27 protein-coding genes, 1 tRNA gene and 3 pseudogenes are annotated in these 25,693 nt (G+C 51.1%); 12 read left to right on the top strand and 19 right to left on the bottom strand.

Annotated features, from left to right (window positions below; translation table 11 throughout):
* Positions 1 to 26 precede the first annotated feature (26 nt).
* A complete protein-coding gene (locus LQK91_RS11880) occupies positions 27 to 1,451 on the top strand; it encodes a PTS fructose transporter subunit IIC (RefSeq protein WP_105099524.1) in 1,425 nt (474 codons plus the stop codon).
* A gap of 5 nt (positions 1,452 to 1,456) precedes the next feature.
* Positions 1,457 to 2,317: a ketose-bisphosphate aldolase gene (locus tag LQK91_RS11875; RefSeq protein WP_105099523.1), complete on the top strand. Its 861-nt coding sequence runs from the start codon at positions 1,457 to 1,459 to the stop codon at positions 2,315 to 2,317.
* A 122-nt stretch (positions 2,318 to 2,439) separates the two neighbouring features.
* Here LQK91_RS11875 and LQK91_RS11870 read toward each other — a convergent pair whose 3' ends face one another.
* The 8 genes and pseudogenes from LQK91_RS11870 to LQK91_RS22090 form a co-directional block, all read right to left on the bottom strand.
* Entirely contained in the window at positions 2,440 to 3,024 is a 585-nt protein-coding gene (locus tag LQK91_RS11870; protein ID WP_105099522.1) for a DJ-1/PfpI family protein, read from the bottom strand.
* Between the two features lie 290 nt (positions 3,025 to 3,314).
* Positions 3,315 to 4,124, bottom strand: a complete 810-nt coding sequence (locus tag LQK91_RS11865; protein ID WP_105099586.1) for a CDP-diacylglycerol diphosphatase — start codon at positions 4,122 to 4,124, stop codon at positions 3,315 to 3,317.
* 69 nt (positions 4,125 to 4,193) lie between these two features.
* Positions 4,194 to 4,502, bottom strand: a complete 309-nt coding sequence (locus LQK91_RS11860; RefSeq protein WP_003850923.1) for a contact-dependent growth inhibition system immunity protein — start codon at positions 4,500 to 4,502, stop codon at positions 4,194 to 4,196.
* Positions 4,503 to 4,520: 18 nt separating this feature from the next.
* A complete protein-coding gene (locus tag LQK91_RS11855; RefSeq protein WP_105099521.1) occupies positions 4,521 to 4,946 on the bottom strand; it encodes a hypothetical protein in 426 nt (141 codons plus the stop codon).
* Entirely contained in the window at positions 4,943 to 5,644 is a 702-nt protein-coding gene (locus LQK91_RS11850; protein ID WP_039658871.1) for a hypothetical protein, read from the bottom strand. The genes LQK91_RS11855 and LQK91_RS11850 overlap by 4 nt, the downstream gene beginning before the upstream one ends.
* Positions 5,645 to 5,798: 154 nt before the next feature.
* The gene (locus LQK91_RS11845) at positions 5,799 to 6,155 is read right to left on the bottom strand and encodes a putative T6SS immunity periplasmic lipoprotein (RefSeq protein WP_039658872.1); all 357 of its coding nucleotides are present in this window, start codon (positions 6,153 to 6,155) and stop codon (positions 5,799 to 5,801) included.
* Positions 6,156 to 6,721: 566 nt separating this feature from the next.
* Positions 6,722 to 7,051: an endoribonuclease SymE gene (gene symE / locus LQK91_RS11840; protein WP_105099520.1), complete on the bottom strand. Its 330-nt coding sequence runs from the start codon at positions 7,049 to 7,051 to the stop codon at positions 6,722 to 6,724.
* Positions 7,052 to 7,375: 324 nt separating this feature from the next.
* A pseudogene (locus LQK91_RS22090) lies at positions 7,376 to 7,446 on the bottom strand (restriction endonuclease subunit S); the annotation flags it as partial.
* Between the two features lie 393 nt (positions 7,447 to 7,839).
* Here LQK91_RS22090 and LQK91_RS11835 point away from each other — a divergent pair.
* Both LQK91_RS11835 and LQK91_RS11830 read left to right on the top strand, forming a co-directional pair.
* Positions 7,840 to 8,613: a type IV toxin-antitoxin system AbiEi family antitoxin gene (locus LQK91_RS11835; RefSeq protein WP_105099519.1), complete on the top strand. Its 774-nt coding sequence runs from the start codon at positions 7,840 to 7,842 to the stop codon at positions 8,611 to 8,613.
* Entirely contained in the window at positions 8,606 to 9,523 is a 918-nt protein-coding gene (locus LQK91_RS11830; protein WP_105099518.1) for a nucleotidyl transferase AbiEii/AbiGii toxin family protein, read from the top strand. The genes LQK91_RS11835 and LQK91_RS11830 overlap by 8 nt, the downstream gene beginning before the upstream one ends.
* A gap of 327 nt (positions 9,524 to 9,850) precedes the next feature.
* Here the strand turns inward: LQK91_RS11830 and LQK91_RS11825 are convergent, their stop codons facing one another.
* From LQK91_RS11825 to LQK91_RS11795, 7 genes and pseudogenes are all read right to left on the bottom strand, one after another.
* On the bottom strand, positions 9,851 to 10,513 hold the full coding sequence (locus tag LQK91_RS11825; protein ID WP_039658881.1) for a hypothetical protein: 663 nt from the start codon (positions 10,511 to 10,513) through the stop codon (positions 9,851 to 9,853).
* 297 nt (positions 10,514 to 10,810) lie between these two features.
* Positions 10,811 to 11,113 (bottom strand): transposase, encoded by a 303-nt coding sequence (locus tag LQK91_RS22085; RefSeq protein ID WP_369700121.1) that lies wholly within the window; start codon positions 11,111 to 11,113, stop codon positions 10,811 to 10,813.
* 72 nt (positions 11,114 to 11,185) lie between these two features.
* Positions 11,186 to 12,119: pseudogene (locus LQK91_RS11815) on the bottom strand (tyrosine-type recombinase/integrase); the annotation flags it as partial.
* Between the two features lie 200 nt (positions 12,120 to 12,319).
* Positions 12,320 to 12,404, bottom strand: a tRNA-Leu gene (locus LQK91_RS11810).
* Between the two features lie 206 nt (positions 12,405 to 12,610).
* Positions 12,611 to 13,642, bottom strand: a complete 1,032-nt coding sequence (locus LQK91_RS11805; protein WP_078804902.1) for a DUF1176 domain-containing protein — start codon at positions 13,640 to 13,642, stop codon at positions 12,611 to 12,613.
* A 150-nt stretch (positions 13,643 to 13,792) separates the two neighbouring features.
* The gene (locus tag LQK91_RS11800; RefSeq protein WP_078804803.1) at positions 13,793 to 14,179 is read right to left on the bottom strand and encodes a hypothetical protein; all 387 of its coding nucleotides are present in this window, start codon (positions 14,177 to 14,179) and stop codon (positions 13,793 to 13,795) included.
* A gap of 29 nt (positions 14,180 to 14,208) precedes the next feature.
* Entirely contained in the window at positions 14,209 to 14,670 is a 462-nt protein-coding gene (locus tag LQK91_RS11795; RefSeq protein ID WP_033762272.1) for a hypothetical protein, read from the bottom strand.
* Between the two features lie 377 nt (positions 14,671 to 15,047).
* Between LQK91_RS11795 and LQK91_RS11790 the strand changes: the two genes are divergently transcribed.
* The 5 genes and pseudogenes from LQK91_RS11790 to LQK91_RS11770 all read left to right on the top strand — a co-directional run.
* A complete protein-coding gene (locus tag LQK91_RS11790; RefSeq protein ID WP_003850950.1) occupies positions 15,048 to 16,061 on the top strand; it encodes an HNH endonuclease domain-containing protein in 1,014 nt (337 codons plus the stop codon).
* On the top strand, positions 16,058 to 16,732 hold the full coding sequence (locus LQK91_RS11785; RefSeq protein ID WP_003850952.1) for a class I SAM-dependent methyltransferase: 675 nt from the start codon (positions 16,058 to 16,060) through the stop codon (positions 16,730 to 16,732). Before LQK91_RS11790 ends, LQK91_RS11785 begins: the two co-directional genes overlap by 4 nt.
* Positions 16,733 to 17,113: 381 nt before the next feature.
* Positions 17,114 to 17,392: a hypothetical protein gene (locus LQK91_RS11780; protein ID WP_231001619.1), complete on the top strand. Its 279-nt coding sequence runs from the start codon at positions 17,114 to 17,116 to the stop codon at positions 17,390 to 17,392.
* Entirely contained in the window at positions 17,373 to 17,582 is a 210-nt protein-coding gene (locus LQK91_RS11775) for a hypothetical protein (RefSeq protein WP_033762275.1), read from the top strand. Before LQK91_RS11780 ends, LQK91_RS11775 begins: the two co-directional genes overlap by 20 nt.
* 559 nt (positions 17,583 to 18,141) lie before the next feature.
* Positions 18,142 to 18,330 (top strand): annotated as a pseudogene (locus LQK91_RS11770) (DUF2501 domain-containing protein); the annotation flags it as partial.
* A gap of 358 nt (positions 18,331 to 18,688) precedes the next feature.
* Here LQK91_RS11770 and LQK91_RS11765 read toward each other — a convergent pair.
* Both LQK91_RS11765 and LQK91_RS11760 read right to left on the bottom strand, forming a co-directional pair.
* Complete coding sequence (locus tag LQK91_RS11765; protein WP_105099516.1) at positions 18,689 to 19,681, bottom strand: YsnF/AvaK domain-containing protein; 993 nt, start codon at positions 19,679 to 19,681, stop codon at positions 18,689 to 18,691.
* 16 nt (positions 19,682 to 19,697) lie between these two features.
* The gene (locus tag LQK91_RS11760) at positions 19,698 to 20,099 is read right to left on the bottom strand and encodes a YsnF/AvaK domain-containing protein (RefSeq protein ID WP_003850961.1); all 402 of its coding nucleotides are present in this window, start codon (positions 20,097 to 20,099) and stop codon (positions 19,698 to 19,700) included.
* Between the two features lie 544 nt (positions 20,100 to 20,643).
* Between LQK91_RS11760 and LQK91_RS11755 the strand changes: the two genes are divergently transcribed.
* The 3 genes from LQK91_RS11755 to LQK91_RS11745 all read left to right on the top strand — a co-directional run bounded on the left by LQK91_RS11755 (position 20,644) and on the right by LQK91_RS11745 (position 22,603).
* Complete coding sequence (locus LQK91_RS11755; RefSeq protein ID WP_105099515.1) at positions 20,644 to 21,153, top strand: DUF2501 domain-containing protein; 510 nt, start codon at positions 20,644 to 20,646, stop codon at positions 21,151 to 21,153.
* Positions 21,154 to 21,283: 130 nt separating this feature from the next.
* On the top strand, positions 21,284 to 21,919 hold the full coding sequence (locus LQK91_RS11750; RefSeq protein WP_003850964.1) for a hypothetical protein: 636 nt from the start codon (positions 21,284 to 21,286) through the stop codon (positions 21,917 to 21,919).
* Positions 21,920 to 21,934: 15 nt separating this feature from the next.
* Positions 21,935 to 22,603: a MarC family NAAT transporter gene (locus tag LQK91_RS11745; RefSeq protein WP_003850965.1), complete on the top strand. Its 669-nt coding sequence runs from the start codon at positions 21,935 to 21,937 to the stop codon at positions 22,601 to 22,603.
* A 43-nt stretch (positions 22,604 to 22,646) separates the two neighbouring features.
* On the opposite strand, the gene LQK91_RS11740 is transcribed toward LQK91_RS11745, so the two are convergent.
* Both LQK91_RS11740 and LQK91_RS11735 read right to left on the bottom strand, forming a co-directional pair.
* The gene (locus tag LQK91_RS11740) at positions 22,647 to 23,909 is read right to left on the bottom strand and encodes a c-type cytochrome (protein WP_105099514.1); all 1,263 of its coding nucleotides are present in this window, start codon (positions 23,907 to 23,909) and stop codon (positions 22,647 to 22,649) included.
* A gap of 4 nt (positions 23,910 to 23,913) precedes the next feature.
* Positions 23,914 to 25,683, bottom strand: coding sequence for a GMC family oxidoreductase (locus LQK91_RS11735; RefSeq protein ID WP_033762281.1), 1,770 nt, complete (start codon positions 25,681 to 25,683; stop codon positions 23,914 to 23,916).
* Between the last annotated feature and the right edge of the window lie 10 nt (positions 25,684 to 25,693).

Genomic DNA, 25,693 nt, shown 5'->3' with positions numbered 1-25,693 from the left:
TATAAAATTTTCACTGGAGAACGTTTATGAACATTATTGCCATTACCGCCTGTCCTACAGGTGTCGCCCACACCTACCTTGCCGAAAGTAATCTAAAAAAAGCGGCTAAAAAACTGGGCCTGAATGTATTAGTTGAAACTCAGGGCGCGATTGAAAGCGAATATATTTTCAGCGAAGACGATATTCATCGGGCCGACGTGGTGCTAATTGCCGCGGATAAGAAAGTAGAGATGGCGCGCTTCCAGCACAAAAACGTGATTGAGGTGCCCGTTACCCGAGCCGCAAAAGATGCCGAAGGCCTGTTAAACGCCATCGTGAACGGCGAGCTGGCTCCTCGCCTGGTGGATTCAGCATCGCCGACGAATGCGTCTGAACCGGCTAACAGTGCCCGTGAAACGTCAGGTTCCCGCTCCTGGATGTCTGAGATTTATGTGCACCTCATCACCGGTGTGAACCTGATGATTCCATTTGTCGTGGCGGGCGGCATTCTGATCGCTCTGAGCTTTTCATTCGGGATTACCGCGGCCACACCAGGGGACGCGAATTTCAGCCCGATAGCGAAGATGCTCTCTGATATCGGCGGCGGTTCGGCCTTTGCCCTGATGCTGCCGATTCTGGCACTGGGCATCAGCCAGTCTATCAGCGGCAAAGCGGGCATCGTGGCGGGCGCAGTGGGCGGGATGATGGCAATCCACACCGGCTCCGGCTTCCTCGGCGCACTGATTGCGGGATTCCTGGCCGGATACATCACGCTGTTGATCAATAGCCATATTCATCTGCCTAAAGCGGTCGCCGGCCTGAAACCCATTTTGATTGTGCCGCTGCTGAGTGTGCTGCTGACCGGTGCACTGATGGCGCTGCTGATTGGTGAGCCGATCAAAATGCTGCTCGGCTGGCTGACCGACTTCCTGAGTTCTCTGGGTAACGCTAACGCCGCCCTCCTCGGTCTGCTGTTCGGCATGATGGTGGCCTTCGATATGGGCGGCCCGCTGAACAAAACCGTCTGTATGTTTGCGATTGGCCTGATGTCGAGCGGCATCTATGGACCGATTGCCGCCTGTATGGCGTCGGGCATGGTGCCGCCGCTGGGCATCGCGCTGGCAACCACCCTCTTCCGCCGCAAATTCACAGAGCAGGAGCGTGAAACCGGCAAAGTCACTTACATCCTCGGCCTGTCGTTTATTACCGAAGGCGCGATCCCCTATGCGGTCGCCGATCCACTGCGCGTCATCCCGGCCATTGTGGCAGGTTCCGGCTTAGCGGGCGCCCTGTCGATGATGCTGGGCTGTGCTTCCAGCGCCCCGCACGGCGGCATTTTCGTCATCTTCATTCCTAACGTGATCAGCAATGTCATGGGTTATCTGTTTGCAATTGCCGCAGGCAGTTTACTGACGGCGCTGATCCTGATGTTCCTGAAAAAAGATCTCTCTGTTCCTGCAAAACAAGGATAAAACCTATGCTTTACAACATGAAAGACCTGCTCAGCGTTGCCCAGCGTCATCAGTTTGGTGTCGGTGCATTCAACATCGCCAGCGCGGAGTTTGGACGGGTGGCGGTTGAGACTGCCGAGCGGCTGGATTCACCGCTGATTCTGGAGATCCATCCTGAGGAGATGGCCTTCACCGGCCCGGAGTTTATCGGTTATCTGCGGACGCTGGCGATTCAGGCGCGGGTGCCGGTGGTGATCCATCTGGACCATGGCCGCTCGCTGGAAGAGGTGATGAAAGCGATCTACGCCGGTTTTACCTCTGTAATGATTGACGCCTCGTCTCATCCTTTTGAGCAGAACATTGCGCTGACGAAGAAGATTGTCGAGATAGCGCACACGATTAATGTTTCCGTGGAAGCGGAGCTGGGCACCATCGGTGTGGCGGAAGGCAGCGGTGAAGGCGGCAGTAACGAGATTCTCTATACCGATCCGCAGCAGGCGGAGACCTTTGTGCGCGAGACCGGCACCGATACGCTGGCCGTCGCCATCGGCACCTCGCATGGCCTCTATCCCAAAGGGAAGCAGCCGAAGCTGGATATCGAACGTCTGCAGCAGATCCGTAAGGTGGTGGATATCCCGCTGGTGCTGCATGGCGGGTCAGGCAACAAAGACAGCGAGGTCGCGGAATCCATTCTTTATGGCGTCGGTAAAATCAATATCTCCAGCGATATGAAGAAGGCTTTCTTCGTGGCGCTGGAACAGGAACTGAAACAGGGTGGACACGAGCCTAATTCACTCTTCGTTAAACCGATGCAGGCGGCAGGTGAAGTGGTCGCGGCGAAGATGGCGCTGTTTAATTCGGTGGGGAAAGCGGCGCTGTATCGGTAAGCCAGTCGCCAATGACTAGTGGAACACGGCTGCGATTCAAAGAGACACTGAGGATTCGGTGTCTCTTTTGCTGCTATCACAACACTCAGCGCTCTGTGCGGCTGACTAAAATTCAGGGGCGTTTAGCGAAGCGACCTCTTCAGCCACGGACGGTAATAAATGTGTTCAGCCTGGAAATCGACCGCGCCTTTATTACCGGTGAGACGCTGAGCCAGCGTTAATGCAAAATCGAAGGCGACACCCAGCCCCCGGCCACTGAGCAGATTGCCATCCTCCACCACATCCTCCATTACATACTCGCCATCTTTGACCTCCAGCCCCAGCTCGCCTGAACAGGTATAGCGACGGCCTTTCAGAAGGTTATTGCCACCCAGCACCCGGGCGGCGGCAGAGCAGATAGGGGCAATCAACATGCCGGCGTCATCATGTCGCTGAATTAAAGCAGTAACAGCAGAGCTGGCGGCCAGATTCTTAGAACCCTCAGGCCCGCCTGGCATGATCAGCGCATCGAATAAATGTGCGTCCGCTAATTCTTCAATCAGCGTATCTGCTTTAATGACGGCACCGTGGTAGCTGACGATCTCGCGCTGAGGCTGACAGGCAACGGTGGTGACTTTGATGCCAAGCCGGCTGAGGATATCGAGAGTAATAAACGCTTCTGCTTCTTCAAATCCTGTGGCCAGGAGTAATGCTGCATTTTTGGACATATTGCCTCCGATGACTTTCAATAAATGAAACACTGTTTCATTTTATCGGTATTCTACCAGAAGTTTTCCGCTGTCGATGACTCTGTTTAAAAAAGGGAGGGTTTACAGCGTGTGCATGACAGGATGCCACTGGCAGCGCGCGGGGCCGCTGGTCTTTATTCATGCGTGAGCCATGAGCTGGTTTTTCTGCGCGGGTGATCTCGTCCTCTTCAGCCGGGTTCATGCTATCAGAGGGCTTAATTACAGCAGTGCGGTTGGGTTGGTTGAAGGTTCAGGGTGATGAAGATTGGTTACTCCCTGACTGAAACGTCAGCCGGCGGCGTTGAAAGAATAGTGCAGCGTTTATCCAGTAGCGACTCAACGGACGCCCGATTGCCCTTATCCCAGCCGCGCCGGGTGGTGAGCAGGATAAACCCTTTTTCTCCCGAGAACGTCGCCGGGATGAGCGCCACACCCGATTCCGCCAGCTGCGGCGGCGATAGATGGAAATGGCGCGCTATAGAAGTGACAGGATAGATCCCCATCGCCGTCGGCTGCATCACGCGACGGGCATAATAGGTATGATTCAGCAAACGGTCGGGCAAGGGTCGCCAGTCATTATTAATATAGGGGCGCTCGGCCTGAAGCTGGCGATAGACATCCTCCCGCAGGCAGGTCAGATGAATATGCAGTTGATTCTGGCTGCGGCCATAAGCGGAGTTCAGCGCCATGCCGAGCCGCTCCTCCGGCACTTCAGCCCCATAAGCCGCCATCAGACGATAACGCATCAACCAGGCGTAACCGAAATAATCGGGACGTCCGGGGCGCGTCAGCGCAATGCTCTCAATGCCGGACATCGCCACCGTGGGCACCAAAATAAAGTGCAGCTTGTGGCGGGGATTCTGGATGATGCTGTAGCCCTGTGTGGCGTCCTGCGGAAGATAGACTTGCTGGCAGGGAGCCGGATCGCGACGGTAGTGATAGTTATTCATGCAGAGATTATGCGTGACCGTCCACAACGCGTCAGAGCGGGCGCATCCTGTCAGCAGCAGCGCGATGACCAGCGGCAGAGACCGGCATCGCCATAACCATTTCTCGTTTAGTGGATTCCGTCCGCTCAGGAGACTCAATGCAGGTATAACCTCATCAGCAAGGGTTTGTATTAGGGAAGTGTTTAGCTGAATGGCAAATCAGCATTCAGAAAGAGATGCACTCACCTTTTGCTTCAAAAGCTTCAGGAATTCTGCAGGCGTCGTTTCCCATAAATCTGTAGAAAATTCCGCGCCATAGCAGCTTTCGAAATCCTGCTCCAGATTGTCAGTCTCCCTCATAAATTGTTCAATATCACCTATCAAGCCATGCCGGGAGGCGGGAGTAGAATCTGCAATCCATGCGTTGATTTGAGCATCTACACTTTCACCACTACCGAACAGGTCATAATCCTGTCCAAAATAGATGGCGATAAGGCTATCCAGTCCGGCTATGTTAATGTTTTTCAAAGTCGTAACCTCGGCGACTCAATTATTCAGAACCTTGGTCAGCTCAACCTCACGGGTTATGGGATTAAAGTATAGATAGAACTGATCCCCATCCAACTGATCAGGCCTTGCCCATATTTCCTTCTCACCCAGACTGCGCTTTTGCTTCACGTATCCCAGCTTTTCGAGATAAGCGCGCAGCGATGCAGTATCTGCAGCTCCTTTAAATACGATGCTATTTGTAGGAGAATAACCGTCACCAGGGTGCGACTCGAAATAGAACTCGTCCGTTATACGTGGTGCTTTTTCGATATCTGAGTCTGTCAGTGTATGGTATTTAAAAAAATCGTGTTGTGTGTAAACAGTCGCCTCATTTGAGCACGCTGCAACAAACCAGACAAACAGACCGCCACAAATAAGCACGGTAGCAACCATAAGCGCGGACCACTTAAACAGGTTTTTCATTGCTTCGTCCCCATGAATGAGAGTGATGTCCCATCATTGGTAACGACCTTAACAATTCCAGATGTGAAATCGTTCCACGGCCTGAGCCAGGTCATAAAATGCGGAAGATATACTTTATACGGCTGATGTCGCAGGCATTTATCATCCGGGTCGGGAAAAAGAATCGGACGGAATCCATGATTTTTATGGGAACCGATAGCCCCATAGTAGTCCCAGCGCCGAACAGCTGAATCATAGCTGACTGGCTTGAGACGATAGCCATATCGACCCGGTATGATAGCCCGATAAAAACCAAACAGATCGGAAACCAAATCCTCACCACTGAAACCGCTGTCTGTATACCATGAGAATGAACGCAGACTTTGCAGGCTTTCGAATCTGGATGCGGTGTTCATCATCATCGCCAGCATGATTCTGTTAATCTCATCGGTGTCCCGGCCTCGCTTGATTTCCCAGTGAGAAAACTTCCCGACGCCAAACCGCGATTTGAACTTAAAAACGCCCATATCCTGCCGGTACATGACTGGATAAGATGGCTTGCTGCTACGCTCACCTTCAGCGAACTGACGCCTCAACGCAGCCACGTCATTGCCACGGGCATGGCCCATATCAATCCAGCCCAACACCTCGGTGTAAACTATGCCTCTGTCGAGTACGTCAAAGGATGCCCCATCCTTAATTTCTCTTCGGGTGCTCATACTTACATCTCCTTATGTAGTTTGCTCGTGAATGGTATAGATGATTTTTCAGACAGTCCAGCCGGGAAGCTGTTTCATTAGCCTGCTTACCATTGATTAATATTCCAGGTGTGCTGCATGCCGGTTTGGGCAACAAAGCGGGCGCTCCGCCTTCTTATTCTTTGTGATAAGAGAAATCAGCTGTGACTAGATGCGAAACTGACTTAGCAGATTGAACCTCATAGGCGAAATAGTATCGTTCTCCCGTTGTGAATTTAAATCCGAACACAGGAAGGCACTCACCTTTTGGAACATAAACAGGCTTGTCATCAAAAACCCTGTGAAAGGAGTCACTTTTATCGCTGTTGATTTGAATGGCAGTGATACTTTCTTGTGGCTCCAGTGGCGACACTACACAAACTCGATTGTCTTTGAGAAACGCCGTTGTAGATACGCGCCCCACCATTCGATCGCCAGGCCCAGGACATCCCGTTAAGAGAAATACGACACCCAGCAATATTTTGTTTTTCATGTTAAACGCTCCTTCCCTGTTACGACTTTATGGCAATGCGAGGGGAAAAAAACCACTTCACTTATTATAAAATTCGTTTTTTTTATTCATCTTCTTCTCAATCACTCTGACTATGATCTGATAACCGTTGAGGGTTACCACTGTTCTGATGACTATTAGCGTAACCCCCACAGACCTTCAATATCGCGTTGATTGTATAGCTTTGCTAACGCTGTCCAAAAATTCTGCTCTCCCTCTGTAGATTGATCTGATGGCTTTACCAGAAGGAAAGTTATTACGAGCAAGGTGACGGCGATAAGGATTCCATCCCTTGCCGGGACACGTTTCGCTTCCATTTAACACCAACTCAATTGTGCAAAAGACATTAGCCCGTTACGTAATTTTACCTGTGAGGTATAGAGTAATGTCTGCCGGATAGCCATGAAATCAGTTCGGTGTTGTAAAGTGATGTAGCCTAAAGACACGCCGAGCGGCGCCGCGAAAATGCAGCCTGAAATTCCCTCGCTCTACATTATTCACCTTGATATTTAACTGCTCCCGATGTGATCTCGGGAACGGCTTTCCATTCAAACGACTTTCCGTTTACCGGATATAACCTGAATAAACTCCTGAACCTGCTTTTGTTTCCGCGCCGACAGCTTGCACACCTGGCGCAGCGACTGCACTAGTTCGATCTCCTGCCGGGCAGTGAGCACAATACAGCCTTCCATTACCTTTACCTCTACGGCTGTGCCAGTGACAAAGCCGGCTGCTTCCAGCCATTGTCCTTTCATAGTGATGGCGGGAATCCGGCTGTAATCCGGATAGCGGCTCGCGTAGCCAACCGTCAGCTGGCGGTTATTTGAAGGCGAGACTTCTGGTTCCGACAGTTGTGCAATAGAATGGGCGTCAGTCATGATTACTATTCCCTATAAATAGTGATTGTGATTAGCGGCGCGGGTGTGTTGGCGCACATTCGCACCGCGCTAAATACCTGTATACATCATCAGTAAAGCGACAAAAAGTCCAGCTGAAAGCAGCGTGAAATAATTTTTTTATAAAATCATTTGAATATAAATATTAATATTTATCTGGCGGTAAATAATAAGGCGCGCACCGGCAAGGCCCGCACTAAAATAATAACCAGGATTTTCTACGCGGGCCTTTTTACCTGTTCAGACTGTACGTTCGGATTTAATTTTCTCCAGCAACGCGGCAGCGCTGTTTTCTCCGCTGATTTATTCAGGGTCTACAGCCGCCACTGCACGGTGAGTTCACCCTGGAATACTTTCGCCAGGATTAGTTGTCGGATTTATTGACGGACTGATAGTCGCGGCTTAGGGCGATTCAGCGAAAACCATGGGTCCAGGTACCACGCCAGGCTTATCATTCGATCCCGCTCGATCCCGCTTGATAGTGAAGGGACTGATGTGGCTGGCAGAGCCGATTTTTCTTGTACCAGAGTATGTGTCTAAAGCAGCGGCGGCAGGGATTCGGCTGACAGTATCGATTACGGGCAGATCTATCAAAAAATACACGTGATGCAATCATTTACAGCCTGACTGAAACAATCTGTTCAGGATTTACCAGCAGGCTATCAATAACTTTCGCTGGCAACATTTATGCTGTGAAAAACACTGTACGTTGACTTTTCACTCCCCAGATAGTTTACTTTTTTTATTATAGTTACACTCTGAGTTGATCTATGCCATCAAAAATAAACTGGCTGTTGCAAAACACCTCTCCAGGAAGCCTGGTTTTGCAATCCTGGCTAACCCGGAACAACATATCGCCTTCTCTGGCCTATAAATACGCGCAAAGTGGCTGGCTGAAAAAACTGCGGGCTGGCGTTTATGCGCGCGCAGGACGAGAACCGGACTGGAGTGATGCGCTATTGAGTCTTCAAAGCCAGCTTGACGCGCCAGTGCATCTGGCCGGACTGAGCAGCCTCTCCTGGCAGGGCCGTTCCCATTACCTGCAACTTAAGCAGAGTCAATGCTGGCTTAGCGTTGAAAACAAAACAATATTGCCTAAATGGTTTAAAGAATTTCCCGGCGTTGAGTGGCTGATAGTATCAGCTCTGAAGCTTCCTCAACTGGATGAGAAGTTCCGAACCGAGCTCGACGTTAAAGGAAAAAAATTAACTGCCAGCGTACCAGAGCTGGCAGCCTATGAGCTGTTAAGCGCAGTTCCTCAGGTAATCTCATTCGAGCACGCTGCCGAGCTTTTTCAGGGACTGGTCAATCTCAATCCACGTAAAGTCGAGAAGCTACTTACGCTCAGTCAGTCCGTACAAACAAAGCGATTGTATCTGTTTTTCGCCAGTTTTTATGATCATGCCTGGTTCAGGCGCGTAGATACCAGCAAAATCGACCTGGGATCGGGTAACCGACAGGTTGTTGTTAATGGCAAGCTGGATACGCAGTACATGATTACTGTGCCCGAAAATTTTACCAGGAAGGGAATAAGCCATGGATAAAACCTCCCCCTACTACCGCCAGGTCTCCCTGCTGGTTAGAGCATTACCCTATGTCGCTAACGAGACCTGTTTTGCGCTGAAAGGGGGAACCGCGATCAACTTATTCATTCGCGATTTTCCCCGATTGTCCGTTGATATCGATCTGGCTTATATACCACTGGAAAGCAGAGAGGTCGCCTTACCCAACGTGCGGGAGGCGCTAAGCCGCATCGCCGCTGAACTGGAAGTAAAAGCCAGGATCAGTGCAGTGCTGCAAACCCATAATCCCGATGAGATGCGTATCATAGCCACTACGGACGACGCGCAAATTAAAATCGAGGTTTCACCCGTTGCCCGGGGAACATTGTATCCACCGCAAGAACGCGACGTCGTGGAAGCTGTGGAAGAAGAGTTTGGTTTTGCCGCGATCCCGGTAGTCTCACTGCCTGATCTATATGGCGGCAAGCTATGTGCTGCGTTAGATCGACAACATCCCAGAGATTTCTACGACGTTAAAATGCTCCTTGATACACAAGGAATCGACCGCGCAATATTCAATGGCTTTATCGCTTATTTGCTTAGCCATAATCGCCCCTTATCCGAAGTGCTTAGCCCACGCTGGAAAGATATTAACGAACCCTTTCAAAATGAATTCAGCGGCATGACCCTTGAGGAGGTCTCACTGGAAGCGCTGGGAGAGGTCCCGGAAAGAATGCTTAGCGCGCTGAAAGCGCATTTCACTCAACAGGATTTCGACTTCCTGATGTCATTTAAACGCGGAGAACCTGACTGGAATTTAGCACCAGAATCCCACATTCAGAATTTACCAGCCGTTCAATGGAAGCTGCGAAATATAGGGCGGATGAATGAGGAAAAGCGCGTGCAGTCGCTGGATAAACTGGAAAAGGTCATGACAGAATGGCTAAGGTAGTTTACTTTTTTTGTTATAGTTAAACCAATAGTGTAACTATATGATTTTAGATAAACCAGAAAATCCCTTTGAGGATAACTTTCCCTCCTACATTTAAAAATAAGACTGCTGTTGGCCTCGCAGGCGATGTGGTTTTCGGGATCTGCCGGTTTTTGATGCAGGCCATAAGTCCGGGTTTGTTTATCATCATGTCAGACAGTAACGGGATTAGCAGTACGTTTTTCGCCCCAATTTATCTAGGAGCCGGGAACGATAATGAGCTGAAATGTCAAATCTATCGTAACAGGGCGTTCTCAAACCAGATGTGAACGCCCAATAACTAAAAAATCATTCAGAGGAGCTATTATATTGAGTCTGTAGAATCTCACTTAACACTTTGCATTCCTTAGGCAGCGGTATCATTCTCAAAAAGGCGATAAAGAAAAGAAACAAAATCACAGCAAAGGTGTATAGCATTAAATGCTCCCAAAAAGGAATGTATTCATGCCTGTAAATAGACAGTATTAAAGATAAAATAGCAAGAAACAGGAATTGAAGTGAAAAAAGAGCATACATAATATTCTCAAACCAGAAAGAAAATCCTTTTTTGAACACAAGATTTCCATCTTCAATATGTAAGAACGTTCTAAACTTCTTGAAGAAGCTGACAGGTATTATATTTCTATGCCCTACGAACAACCGTAAAACAATCTTTTGACTGGCGACATCAGAAATCCCTGTCATGCGATAACTGGTTATTCTTAAAATATCTTCTTCGATACAAATATTCACCTCCTTCGATAGCTTGTAGCTATCCAAAAGGTGCTGCAACTCGTTTAACTTAGAGTTTCTGACTTCATTAAAAAATTCGATAATCCCTCGTATTTTCCAGATAATAAGAGCAAGCGGCCCCGCAATAAAAATAAAAAGTAGAACCTGCTCTGTCTGCAATGCTCCACTTGATACGGCAGCTGCAATCCATCCGTTTACTATATCCAGTATTTTATCCATAACCTATTCCCAAAAAATCCGATACAAGGATAAACAACCCCATATAAATCTGGTAGTTGTATTTTCAATTCCAAGCTGAAATCCAGCAGACCATCACAGATGAGTGCATTGATACGCTCACTGATGACTTCATTATCATTCACGGCACTGAGTTGAGCAGCCTGCTCAGGATGAAGTACAGCCAGTTGAACGGAATGGCTCAACGCATGCACCGGTCGTTCTCAAAGGCACGAACGATGCCGACACGCTGTACCGAACATCTATCCTGAACCTTATTAAGCACTGGACGGTTGTAAATCAGCTGCTGATGTTCCGTGCTGAGCGTGAGCGATGCGCATCCTTTCCGGGGAGCCAGAACCGATCGCAACAAGCGTAAACTCTTATGAGCCGCAGACAAAGAAACTCAACAAAGCCCGGCATGGCCCGGGCTTTTTTACGTCCATTACGTGAGTGCATGTCTATGCTGCCATACTTCTTGCGACAGATGTAAAAGGTGGCGTCGGAAATGGCGTGCTTACGGCAGAATTCACGGGCAGAAACCCCAGCTTCAGCCTCGCGGAGAATACTGATGATCTGTTCGTCGGAAAAACGCTTCTTCATGGGGATGTCCTCATGTGGCTTATGAAGACATTACTAACATCGGGGTGTACTAATCAACGGGGAGCAGGTCACACCCACAAAAATCAGCTCACGGTTTCCACTCATACTTTTGTTCTTTTCCAGAATGGCTAACGCCTGCCGCGACAAAGGAACAAGGTCAGGTGTCCGCATCTTCGAACCTCGCTGAGAATGTTTAACACCTTCCAGTGGTTCACGTTCCCCTGGAATCGTCCACATAGCCGTTTCAAAATCTACTTCAGACCAGCGAGCAAAACGCAGTTCGCTTGAACGGATGAAAACTAGTAACGTGAGTTCGACAGCCAGTCGGGTTAACGGTCTGCCAGAGTAGTGATCGATTCGGTGAAGTAATTCAGGAATGCGGTTAAGTTCCAATGCAGCACGATGCTGTCTTTTCGCCGTAGCAACCGCACCGGCAATTTCTTGCGCGGGGTTATAATCGATTAGGCCGCTCTGCACAGAAAAGCGCATAATCGCTGTAGTACGCTGCTGTAAACGGGCGGCGACTTCAAAACGCCCGGATGACTCCACCGCTTTGATGGGGGACAAGCAGATCCCGTGTATTCAGAGTAGAATTGTTCCGCTAACCGATAGCAGCAAAGAGATTATCCTTCCGGCTTTTCAATACACGAGCACTATGCGATGTGGGCCACTTCTGATTGCTGGTGTGCTAGTCTCTGACGACCACTTCAAACGTTATCGCCAGTTGTCCCTGCTCTACCTTATCGGCTTTCTTGTTATCACTGGGATCGACGCCGTTAGCTAACTACTTACGTGTTTCGTCTCGCCGTGCCCCTGGCAGTCACTAAGGATACTTCAGGGTATTTCCCCAACGCCAGCATCTTTCTTTGCCGCGAAAGCGATAACGCAGTAGCCAGTATTTGGAGCCGTTAGGGTGAACCAGCAAAATCATACCGTTGCCGTCAGTAGGTTTATAAGCTTTTTCTTAGGGATTAGCCGAACGAACCTTCACATCACTCAGAGCCATGATGAGTACCCTTTCAAGGGTTCTGGATGGGTACAAACATTATCGAGCCACGATATACCCGCAGTTTTACCCGCATCAGTAAGTTGATGTAGATTGAATCAGGTTGGCTTAAGTTGAGTGAAAAGAGAGGAAAGGCTTGCGGATACTGGCTTCCAGACACAAAAAAAGCCGCCCTTAAGCGACTCTAATTTGCATACTGTTGGTGCCGAAGGCCGGAATCGAACCGGCACGCCTCGCGGCGGTTGATTTTGAATCAACTGCGTCTACCGATTTCGCCACTTCGGCACTAAAGGGTATGCGGAAAACGTTGAGGATTATACCGTTAACCCCTGTTTCCGCAACCCTTATCCGCAGGCAGAGATGCAACTGCTGAAAAAACCGTCTTTCAGGTTCTCCGGGACGCAGCATGACATCCTTGTCAGAAATTCTTCACTCCCCTCGCCCACTGCAAAGCACTCACGTCAGCCAGCATGTTTCACTGGCATTACGATCTAACCCGAAACAGGCTTCACATCCGTCACCAGCGTCGGCAGATCCCAGGTGCCGCCCGCATGGATATAACGGCACATGCCGGTCCCGCCGTCATAGCTTTTGCGGAAAGCCTTGCCGTCCCATACCCAGTTTTCCTGGCTCATGCAGTCGCCGATGCCACGGCCTTTCTGCACGCTGGTAATCTCGCCCTTGTCGTAATCCGACCCGGAAATGGTCACCAGCTCAGGCTTGCCTTTTAGCTGGTTATCAATGACCCAGTAGCCATAGCCTTCGTTATACGCGGCCCGCCAGCAGAGCGATGAAAGCAAAGCATGTGTATCATCCAGTGGCGTAAGCGTAAGTCCGTCAGTTTCAGGATCGCTGTTTTCTGCCGGTGAATAGAGGCTGTCGCACGTGTCATCGTCATTGTGATTGACCGTTGCAAGCAGCCGGGTTTTCAGTGCGTCGCTTTCCGAAGCGGTCAGCAAACGGGGTTCGCCGCCGAGGGTTTTAGCCGCCTGAATAACCGGTGTAGGCACAGCCTTAGCCACGCTGCTTTCCGGTTTATTGCCCTTTTTAGTAAGCGCACCTGGCGTGCCGATACGGCCCTGCACGTCGTCCGCTTTCAGCAGCACAGCGTAAGCGCCCTCACCGGAAAGCAGAAATGGTTTGGTGCCGCCTTTAAACTCGACTTTACCGCTGCCTTTGACGGCGCTGATGACCGCTGAGGTCTGACTTGCCGACATTCGCCAGTTGTCGTCAGCCGCCACCAGATCACCTGCTGATTTCCCGTTAATCCAGAGCGTCAGCTTTTCCGCCGGTTCGCTGTCATCTTCGGTGTCGCCCAGCGTCACTTCTCCCACTGTCTCAGTTCCAGGTCCAGCGGCACGGGTGAGCAGGATGGAGCCGGAGGGATCCTCTTCTTTGCCATAACCCGCAATGCGGCAGGTCAGGGTGTTATCACAGACAACTTCCCAGTCTTTGTGCTCAAGCGTTTTTCCGCTCTGGGCGGCCTGAGCCGACAGGGAGAGCATCGCCAGCACAAAAAGCATCGGTTTACAGTTCACTTTATTTCCTTATGTTTTATTTCTGACATCAGCACTGGTATCACTCTTACATCACGAGTGCGAGAAAACCAACAGCCATTGTTAATTGCCGCCAGGCTTTAACGAAAGGCTGAGCCACGTTCCTGGGCGATGCAGCTATAGGGTAACTCTCTCTTTTTTGTTACGCGCTTCAACCAGCACACGGTGCAACTGGCCGACTGAAAGGTCGCGGATAACGGGCGCAGGAATGCCGCGCAGACGTCTGCAAAGATAAACAATGCACAAGAAGTCGATGCCTTCACTATGGAAAAGATATTCGTTTTCTTTCAGAGAGAACGTCTTACGGAAATCCTCTTCTTCTGTAGAAAAACTCACGTCGAAAATTTTTTCCGCTTCCTCCAGCAACTCAACACCATCATCGCCGGTAATCCCCAGATCCTTTTCCAACCAGGTATTTTCATTGATGGTTTCACGTTTACATCCTGCAAACTCGCGAACAAAAGCGATAACGTCCGCCATTGAGGGTTCCATATCATTGCTCATGCTAAAGCGCTCCGCGCTATCCTGCCAATTTACAGTCGTCCTAAGGTCATTTCCTGCACCTCAGCCGCTGGATTGGCCTCTTTCACGGCGGCAAGAAAACCGACAAAATCCCGATTAAAAAGGGTGTAGTTGTTCAGGACTCTGAACTCCCTTTCGGTGCTATAAGACCCGGTGACGTAACGAACAAGCCATACCCGGCGATTGCTGACTTCAGTTCCGGTAACTTTTATCCTGATAATATTCTTCAGCGGAACTTTGCAAATCGTTTCGCCTTCGCGCTGCTGATACAGGAAGTCGCAGTCATAGTAATAATCTTCCGTGTTCATGCCCAATTTTTTCAATATCGGCGTATTAGCCGATATCTTTTTCATCTCGCCTGGAGAAGGAGGGAGCCCTTTTTTGAGGGGCAAAGGCTTGAAGCAATACCAGATGAGCAAAATGAAGAAAACTAACGACAGCAGTGAGAAAATAAAATAAACAAACTGATGCATTTAAATGACCCGATCTGTTCGGATAGCTCCTGATTATATCGAAGAAGATATGACGCCGTTATCCGTTTTTATTGCCCTGCCAGCTCATCTTTCAGTGCACTACGATCTGTCTGGCGAGTGCCAGAAACAGGCAGTGCCGAGCGCCAGCCCCACAACTGAGTTGCCTGAATAAATCCGGCTATGACCCAACGTTTTAACCTGAGCATCCTCCCTCAACTTATCTCTTACGCTGATGTTGTCTTGATTGTCTTACAGCGCCTGCTCGCCTTTAAAAACTCCCAAATCCCTCCCCACCTTTACGGTTTACATTTACCTGCATTTGTTATGTGATCCTGTTACATGAATTTCTCGAGCTGTCTCGCAAAACAGGATCCTGCATGCGCTTTTACCAGGCCGATCCCCGCCTCGAAAACTACTGGCGCGGCGTTATTCTTTTTGGCAAAAACGTCGCGTCCTATAAATTTGCTCTTGCCCATGCGCTATACGACCTGAAGCAGCCGGACAACGATTTGATTACGCTGGAAGCGCTGGCCGTGCCTTTTGTCCGGCATTTGTGCGCTCACCTGCGTCATGCGCCAAAGCAGATTACCAGCAAAAGCAGCGAGTTTCTGGAGGCGTGCAGGCAATTCAACGCAGGCGAAATCAACGAAGAACAGTTAATCGCTATTACCGTTAAGCGCGGTTTTGCTAACGTCATCGATGCTTTTCATAATGTGAATCATGCCGAGATCGACAAACGCTTTTTCCTGGATGAACGGCGAAGTCATAAAGGCATACGACTTACGGATAATTTTTATCAGCTGACGGAAAACGAACAGTTCGCCAGTCTGGAAGCGGAAACGGATGCAAGATGGCGGCTGGTTGAAGAAGCCTGGGCGATGAATGTTTCACGCAACCTGATTGCGGTTGATTATGACGATAATGACAAAATGCTTTTCAGCCGCCAGAGTGGTCGCCGCGTCGATATTACCAGCTGTCGCAGCAGCCTGAACGGCTACCAGAAAGGACTGTGTTTTTACTGCTTCCGCGCCATTGGCGTGACGGGCGGCGAAGAGAACCTGGCGGATGTCGATCACTTTCTGCCGCTGATACTCAGCGAGCAAATCGGCAACCTCAACGGCGTCTGGAATCTGGTGCTGGCCTGCCAGACCTGTAATCGTGGCGCTCAGGGTAAGTTTGCGCGCATCCCGTCAATAGCGCTGCTGCAGCGACTGCATGATCGAAACGAATACTTTATTAACAGCCATCTGCCATTGCGGGAGACGTTACTCCGCCAGACCGGCGCAACGCCGATACTACGGCACAGCTTCCTGCAAAACAGTTGGGATACGGCAAAATTTTCCCTGCTCCACGAGTGGCAGCCAGCGGCACAGGGAGGCAGCCAGTTTTGAGCAACGAAGATTATTACCGTCAGAACGCTCAACAGTTTTTTACCGACACGGCAAGTGTGGATATGTCTGCGCTTTACCTGACATTTACCGGTTACCTGCCGCCAGGCGCTCGCATTCTTGATGCAGGCTGCGGTTCAGGTCGTGACGTCAAAGCCTTTAGTGAAATGGGTTTTGACGTCGAAGCCTTCGATGCATCAGCAGAGTTGGTTGCGCTGGCTCGTCAGTGGTCCGGAAAGCCTGTAGCGCAGATGCGCTTTCAGGATGTTGATGCGGTTGAAAAATATGACGGTATCTGGTGCTGCGCATCGGTGCTGCATGTTTCCCACACTGAACTCCCTGACGTCATGGCAAAGCTGGCCACAGCGCTAAAGCCTGGTGGCGTCTGGTATCTCTCCTTTAAGCATGGTCACGGCGAACGGGAAAAGGACGGGCGCAGATTTACTGATATGGATGTAACTGGGTTTCAGAAACTGGTTGAAGGAATGAATACTCCCGGCAGGGCCCCCCTGGCTAAAAATAAGCTGGGGATCATAAAAGAGGCTGGATCTAAGGACGCAACGGGGAACAGGTTCGCTTTTGAAACGGCAAAAATCTGGCAGACCGGTGATGTACGTGCGGGACGCAGCAATGAGATCTGGCTGAATGCGATTATCAGGAAAAGTTTAATTTGATAGCTGGCCTGGGAAATCCCTGACTCCTGCTACAACCTTAATCACTCACCCAGCCCCCAAACGCAAAAGAGCCAACCTCGCGGTTGGCCCTTTCTTGCATCTTGCATGCTCAGCATCGAGTATCAGCGGTGCCCGTTTACAGTTCACTTTATTCTCTCGGGTTGTATTTCTTTCCGGCTAGCACGGATATTTTGTGACTATATCGAAGAAAACAGGTCACGGTTATCCGTAGAAACTTTACAGAAAGTTTTTACATAAAATCATTAGCAGCTGTCCTTTCAGTTCAGCCTGCACTGCCAAAAATTTGCCATGACCATTACAATATTTTAAAGTTAATTCATCAATGGACGCGATTTCCGGGGAAAAGCAACGGACGCAACAATGTTCCCCAGCTCAGTCTTATCGGGCATGGTTTCAGTACCGATGGATTTATCTGGGGCTGGAGCGAACCCTCAGGGCGTAATTTCCCGCGCCTGTGAAGCCTCCAGACGACTTCAGATGCAAAACCCTGAACTGTGGAGAAAACTGCGGGTTAACGACTACGACATGCTCTATTTCATGTTTGAAGAACCCCTGCAGAACTTCATCAAAATGGGTGAAATGTTACGTAAAAACCCCTCAGCCTCCAGAGAATTTATTAATGCTATCGAAACTTATTAGACTTCTTCGTAAGCTCATCGCCGAAGTGTCCGGCGGTCTGGTATTAATGGCTATGGTCGTGGGCATATTTTTGGCAGCCACGCTGAATGAAGGTGCCATGCGCATCATTGTTCCGCTGCTCGTTCTTGTCGCTGGACTGGTGGTTTACGGCCTGACCTGGTTGATTGCTGAAAAGCCAGACCGTCGTTAACCCCGCACTGACTTCAGCCCGGACAACAAGCGTAAGTCGTCATGAGTTCAGACCAGATACCTAACGAACACGCTGTCTTTGCCTCTTGCACAATAGGTCAGACAGGACGTGAATATGGCGATTTTTGCAAGGCTGGATAGTAAAAACCTTCCATCCTCAATTTAATTACGGCATTAAATTCATCAACGCGATTATTATTTCCGTGATGATAAAAGTAAAAAAACAATGAAGACAGTTCGGCAAATATAATTTTAAAGATAGACATTAACCAACCCCAGGCAATCGCTAATAAAATATACCGTAAGAAAAGCGGAAAATTTAATTTAAACCAGTATAATCCATGATAGAAGCAGCAAGGATATTAAAAAATTTATTATATGGGCGTCCTTATCACTGACTTCAGAAAATCACTTCACAGAATAATAACACCCACAACCACCTGAATATCTTATCACTTTTATTACTGAAGATTCCCAAAGCGCTATTTAATGAAGAAAGTCAGGAACGTTCAGCTCCTCAGCTTTTTAGGAAAACTGAATAAGCACATAACGAGGTTGCGATGGAACAAGCACAACGCCGTCCGTGGGGATGGGGACTGGCGGCACTTCTGGTCGCAGGCAGTGCATCAGCGGCGAGCTGGCAGGATCATCAGCTGAGCAGTACAGCGTCGCAGCTCAGCACCGGCACCGGCACCACACAGCAGAATAGCGGTATATCGCTCTCTTCTATCACCAGCAGGCAGCCCGGCCTCAATCAGCGCGGGCCACTCGGATAAGGCACGGATCTGCCAGCGCGATACATTCAGTAAGCTTTCGCCAGCGATAGCGCTCAATGCCAGCATCAGAAGCGTCATGGTCAACAACAGTGTGGCGGCTAAAAAAGCTTTGGAATGATCGCCAGTCCGGTAAATGGCAGACAGGCCAGAAACAGAATTGAGGCGACCGCGTGTAAAGGCAGCACCACGTTTACAAGCCGCAACCATAACCGCTCCCCCCCAAACGCAAAAGAGCCAACCTCACGGTTAGCTCTTTCTTGCATCTTGCATGCTCAGCATCGGGCATCAGCAATGCCCATCATCATCATCTGTTGTTGTCAGGATGAGCGCCTCAATGTGAGTGATCATGCAACTTACTTTCAACCTTGTCCTTCACTTCGCTGGCTTTCTCGCTCACCTTCTCAGTCAGGCTCTCTTTGTGGTCGCGATTATGCGCACCGGGTGACTGCGTCGCTGCACCCGCTGCGGCAGGTCTGCCCGCTGCTGTGGTACCCGGCAGTTCGCTCTCCAGACCGCCTCGTGCATGGTCGATATCCACTTCCTGACGACGCACCGTGTCATTAATGGTCTCGGTACGATCGCTGCCGTCGGTACGCACCACCACTTCTTCTTTCACGTGGGTCGTTTTGTTGATCACCGGCTGCTCATGGGTCTCAGCAACTTCGACGGTTTTCTCGGACCAGTCCACTTCTCCCGCCAGCGCCGGTTCATTCACCGAGCGACGGAAGATGTCAGCGTGCTGTTCATGCAATGAAATATTTTCAGAGACGGTATCGGTCACGGTATAGCGGCGTACGCGGGTGGAGCCTTCGCTTACCAGACGTTTACCCACTTCTACCTGCTCTTCGGCCAGACGCAGAATATCGGCTTCGCTCTCGTCACCGGTCAGTGAGGTGCGTCGCGGTTCAACCTGGCGGTCGTTGGTCTCACCGGCAAACTGCTTACCTGCTGTCGGGTTGATGCCCGGCGCGCTGCTGCCATTATTAACTGAGCTTTGCATGCGTGACGGCACATCTACCGAGTCATGAGAATGGAGAATCGTCATGGCGCGGGCCAGTTTCTCCTCCTCAGTACGGATGGTCAGCACGACGCCGCCCTTATCCATGGCTCTGGTGTAGACATCCGCCTCATCTTTATCGACGTCGTGCCCAAACAGACGCTGCCACAGGCTCGGATGGCGGACAGACTGCCCTTCCTGCTGCAAACGTTCTCCACTGATAAGACTGATGTCCCGATCAGAAAAGCCTGCTTTCACGAGATTTCTTTTCGCGGCCTCTGCCTGAATTGCAGAATCGAACAGTGTTACGATTTTTTCCTGTGCCATGATAGGTTCCTCTCTGTTAGCTAATTTGATCGTCATCTCTTTCAACGTTCACCTGCTGCTTACGTCGGGTCACCACTTCCTGAAAAGGAACATTCTCCTGCACTTTTCGGATGTGGATCTCCTCTTTAAGCACCAGCTTTCTGACAATCTGGATTTCTTCCTCTACTACCGGGACAATCAGTACACCGTTCTCTTCCCTGATTTCGGGCATCGTTTCAACGGGATGCGCTTTTGCTACATGCTCAATCTCAACCTTCTCCCGGTTAAGCAGTGTACTGATGACCTCGTCATGCTCAGTTGTGGAACGGGTAACACGGACATGTCCATCCACAATCTTTTGCTTCGTCAGGGCTATTTGCTCTTCAGCGAGTTTAAGCGTGACGTCTGCATTATTATTGTGCTCTGGCTGTCCAGCCATAATATCGCTCCCGTTAAATTAAATAATTACCACAACTGCCTGACACAGTGATTAAGCATGAACACTCTGGCTGATTTCGCAAGCCGGAATAATAAAAAACTCCGCTAACTCAATTTAATTACGGCACAGACACTTGCATCAAAAACAAGCACCCCGGTTTAAATTACCGCTACGTTAAATATAAAAATTACATGAAACACATGATGTTATATTAAAATAGTTTCTCAGGTAAATATTACCAGCCCAGACGCAAGCGCTTAGAAAGCACTCTATAAGCAAAGCGGTAAATTTAATTTAAACCAGGACGATTCCTGATAAAAAACGTGAGGATATTAAATAATGTTTCAGCGAGAGGCACTTATTACTGCCTTCAGCAAATCACTTCACAGAATAATAACACTAACAAGCATCTGAATATTTTATCGCTTCTATTACAGAAGATTCCCAAAGTGCTATTTAAGACGCTATTTATAAAAGGAAGTCAGGAACTTTCTGCTCGTCAGCCTCTCTTAGCAAAACTAAATAAGAAGATACTGAGGTTAAGATGAAGCAGGCACAACGCAGTGCATGGGTTTTGGGCGTGGCAGCACTTCTGGTGGCAGGCAGTGCATCAGCGGCAAGCTGGCAGGATCAGCTGAGCAGTGCAGCGTCGCAGCTCAGCCAGCAGAACAACGGTAGCACCACCAGCACCACGCAGCAGAATGGTGGTCTGTCGCTCTCTTCTATTACCAGCATGCTGGGCGGCGGCGACAAAGCGGTCAGCGCCAACAGCATGACCAACGCGGCTGGTGTAATGCAGTACTGTGTCGAACACAACGTGGTGAAAAACAATGTGCAGTCGGTGAAAGATCAGGTGCTGAGCAAGCTCGGTCTTAACACCACCACCGCGCAGGAACAGAAAACCGATTACACCCAGGGCGTGGCAGGCCTGCTGAATACCGGAAATGGCCAGCAGCTGAATCTGCAAAGCCTGAGCAACTCACCCATGGGTGAGAAGCTCAAAACCAAAGCCTGCGACGTGGTACTGAAGCAGGGTAAAAACTTTATCTCCTGATCCCCCTATTCATCTCTCCCCTCGCAGCACTGAGGGGAGCATTAAACCCCGCCATGCTGTGATGCCTGACATTCCCATAACCTGGGGTTGAGCGCTATAGTGTTGTTTTGGTTTCTACAGGACAGCACGCATGAAAGGCATCAACATCGCACTTTACTTCGACCCCGATCAGATTCAGGCCTGCGTTCACGAACAGGATGACAGCTATCTCAGCAAAAAATTCGAGTATGACGATGGCGTGATAGAAGAGATCTACCAGTGGCTGGAGCAGTATGAACCCAAACGCACGCACATCTGCCTGATTGAGAACGAAACGGCCGAACTGCTGGCCGATGAGCTGGTCGACAGTGGATTCCGCGTCCATCAGGTCACCATGCATCAGCTGCTGAGCTGGTTCGCCACCGAACCGCCGTCCACGCCAGACGGCACGCCTATGCGCGCCATGCTGCGCTTCCTGGAAGATGAACATCCGCGTGAATATGAGTCCCGCACGCCGCAGACCGAAGCACTGATGGAGATGTTCGACGAGCTGGATGCACTGGAGATGGTCGATGACGCCGACGACGAAGACACGCTGCCAGGCGATCTGCTGCGCGCCATGAAGAAGCACAAAATCACCGCCAGTGCTGCGGCTCAGCGTCTGTTGCCGGACGTCAACGAGCGTATCCGCGAACATCTGATGCAGTACCCCGAACTGATGACGCCGGAAATCCTGCAGGACTTCTTCCCGGAGCTGCTTGAGGCGCTGGAGCGCCCGAAACACTAATCAGGGAGTGCAGACATGCTGGAGCTGATTAAAGCCGTTAGTCTGGGGCTTGTCGTGATCCTGCCGCTCGCCAATCCACTCACCACCGTGGCGCTGTTTTTAGGGCTGGCGGGTGATATGAATTACCAGCAGCGGAACCGGCAGGCGCGCCAGGCGTCAATCTATGTTTTTGCCATCATGGTGGTGGCGTGGTACGCAGGCAGCGCGGTGCTGCATACCTTTGGCATCTCGATACCGGGCCTGCGTATGGCCGGTGGGCTGATCGTTGCCTTTATCGGTTTTCGGATGCTGTTTCCGGCCAAGCCTGCGGGCCATTCGGTTGAAGCAAAGCAGAAACTGGATGAGCTGGATGAAGCCAAAGAGCCGGTGAATATCGCCTTTGTGCCACTGGCGATGCCGAGCACGGCGGGACCCGGGACCATTGCGATGATCATCTCGTCCGCCTCGACGGTAAGAAGTGGCGTTGATTTTCCCGCCTGGGTGATTAGCGTGGCGCCAGTGCTGACCTTCCTGCTGGTGAGCCTGATCCTCTGGATCTCACTGCGCAGTTCGGGAGCCATCATGAAGCTGGTGGGCAAAAGCGGCATTGAGGCGATCTCGCGCCTGATGGGATTTTTGCTGGTCTGCATGGGCGTGCAGTTCATCATTAACGGCGTGCTGGAAGTGGTGCGCACCTTTCACTGATCCGGAATGTCCCCTCTCCTGACTGGCAGAGGGGACTGCCTGATTACTTCAGCGTTTTACGCACCTCAGCAACCTGATCTTTACTCACCGCTGGCGCGGTGTTGCTCCAGCCCTGGCGAATAAAAGTCGCCAGCTGCGCGACTTCATCATCGCTCAGACGCTGGGCAAAGCCCGGCATCGCCAGCGTAGACGGTGCTTTCGCTGTAGAAGGCTGCTGCGCACCGGCCAGAATGGTATGGATCAGACCGGTTGGATCCTTCGCATTCACGATGGTTGCCCCATCCAGCTCCGGGAAGATCGCGGGTGCGCCTTTGCCGGTCACGAAATGGCAGGCACCGCAGTTATCCAGATAGAGACGCTCCCCTTCGCTGAGGTTCTTCGCCGCCGTGAGCTTCGCTTCCGTTGCCTGCTGCGCCTGTACGCTGAACGCCTGCAATGGCGGATTGCCGCCCAGGAACTTCAGGTAGGCCGCGATGGCTTTCAGATCGGCATCGGTCATGTGTGAGCTGCTGTGCTCAACCACCGAGGTCATCTCACCGCCCACTGCCGCTTTATCGTTGCGGCCGGTCTGCAGGTAATCCACGATCTCCTGCTCGCTCCAGTGCGGCACACCGCGCAGTGACGGCACATCCCAGTTGTTCAGGCTGCCGCCTGCCAGGAATTTATCATCACCGCTGTCCAGCGCTTTCTCGTTCATGCCCAGACCGCGCGGCGTATGGCAACTGCCGCAGTGGCCCAGACTCTCCACGATATAGGCACCGCGGTTAACCTCGGCTGACGCGCCACCAATCGGCTGGAACGGCTTGTCAGACGCGAACGCCCAGTTCCAGAACCGCATGCCCCAGCGCTGGCTGAACGGGAAGCTCAGATCGGTTTCCGGCGGCTGTTCTGCGCTTGGCTGCACGCCTTTCATGAAATAGGCGTAGAGCGCATGGATATCAGCATCGCTGATTTTGGCGTAATCAGGGTATGGCATCGCCGGATAGAGATGCGATCCATCCGGTAGCACTCCCTTGCGTACCGCGTCAGCGAACTGCTGCTCGCTGTAGTTGCCGATACCGTGCTGCTTATCGGGCGTGATGTTGGTGGAGAAGATGGTGCCGAGGTTCGACTCAATCGCCAGTCCGCCTGAATAAGCAGGCTTGCCGGGCAGTGAGTGGCACGCCATGCAGTCGCCCAGCCGGGAGAGATATTCGCCCTGCTTAATCAGTTGCGCTTCATCTTCGGCGTGAGCCGGCAGCGCAAATCCACTGGCCAGCAGCACCGCGTTGGCAAAAATAAAAGACTTCAGTTTCAGCTTATTCATGCGCTTATGCCTGTACCAGTGGGCCGGGATTTTTCAGGTAGTGATCTTTGATCGCCTGCGCCGCCATCAGGGTAATTGCACCGATGGTATCGGTCGGGTTCGCCTGGAAGTTCTGCGGGAAGGCATTACCGCCCGGCACAAAGACGTTATGCACATCCCAGCTCTGCAGATATTTGTTCAGCGCCGAGGTTTTCGGGTTATCGCCCATCACCGCGCCGCCCACGTTGTGGGTTGAGACATATTTAGTGAGATCGAAATCCGCGCCCATTGGCAGGAAGCTCATGCTCATGCTGTCCGGGTTCAGCTCTTTGGCGATGTTGCCGACGATGCCTTTCAGATGCTGCTGCAGCTTCAGCTCGTTCTCTTTCCAGTTAAACGTCATGCGCAGCAGTGGCAGACCACGGTGATCGTTGTAGTTGGGATCGAGATCCAGATAGATATCGCGGTAAGACTGGCAGGTGGTGGTGATGCTGATCTTCATCGAATGACCGTACCACTCTTCCAGACCTTCCTTGTAGCCCATGCCCCAGGATGGCGTGCCTTTTGGCAGCGCGGTGCTGATTGGCGTACCGGTCGCCTGGGAGCTGTGAATCTTCGCACCGCCCAGGAAGCCGAGCGAAGGACCGTCGAAGTTGCCTGGCGAGATATCGTTAAACATCTGGCCGGTGGCACCCGCGGTGGCGTACGGATTGAAGTTTTTATCTTTGAAGAACAGCGTCGCGCCGCCGTTCGACAGGAACGCGTAGTTACGCCCTACCACGCCCTCTTCGGTAATCGGGTTGTAAGGCTTGCCGATGCCGGAGAGCAGCATCAGACGCACGTTGTAGAGCTGGAAGCTGCTCAGCACCACAATTTTCGCGGGCTGGAAGCACTCGTTGCCCTGCGCATCGATGTAGATCACGCCTTTCGCGGTTTTCTTATCATCGTTCAGCACCACCTTGATCACTTCTGCGTTGACTTCATACGAGAAGTTCGGCATGCGCTTCAGCGAATCCATGACTGCGGTCTGCGGCGATGCTTTGGAATAGTTCAGGCAGGGATATTTACTGCAGTAGCCGCAGTAGTTGCATGGGGCGATCTGGTTGCCGTACGGGTTTTTCCATGCACGCGACACACAGGCTGACGGGTTCGGGAACGGATGGTAACCGAGTCTGGTCGCCACCTCTTTGAACATTACGTTGTTTAACGTGTCATCCAGTGCAGGCAGCGGATAAGGCTCAGAGCGCGGGCCTTCAAACGGATCGCCGCCTTCCATGATTTTGCCGCGCAGGTTGCCGGTGTTGCCCGACTGGCCGCAAATCAGTTCGAATTTGTAGTAATAAGGTTCGATCTCTTCCCAGCTGAACGGGAAGTCCATTACCCGCATATCATCCTGCAGAATGCCCGGCTTATACGCCTCGTCGACATAGGTCTTCAGTTTGATATCGGTTGGCGTCGGACGGATCAGTACCGCTGTCCAGTGCAGGCCAGAACCACCTACGCCGGTGCCCGGTGCAAACGCGCCCCATTTACGGGTGGGTAATGCGGTCTGGCTGCTGTTGTAGCGTACGGTGACCGCCACTTCGGCGGGCGTTGCAAACACTTTGTTGCGCACTGCATAGGCGTATTCATCCGCCGGTTTTGGATAGGCGAACTCGTCGTAATCACGATCGCCGCCACGCTCCAGCGCGCGCACGTCCAGACCGGCCAGCGCCAGCTCGATGCTCATCAGCGAGCCTGCCCAGCCGAGGCCGCAGACCACGACGTCGACTTCTTTTTTAGTAACCTGTGCCATGATAATCCTG

It is taken from the genome of Pantoea sp. MHSD4, assembly GCF_021043305.1.
GTDB classification, from domain to species: Bacteria; Pseudomonadota; Gammaproteobacteria; order Enterobacterales; family Enterobacteriaceae; genus Pantoea; species Pantoea eucalypti.
Note: the sequence above shows the minus strand (reverse complement) of the source record. Positions and strands in the feature narration are given on the sequence as shown.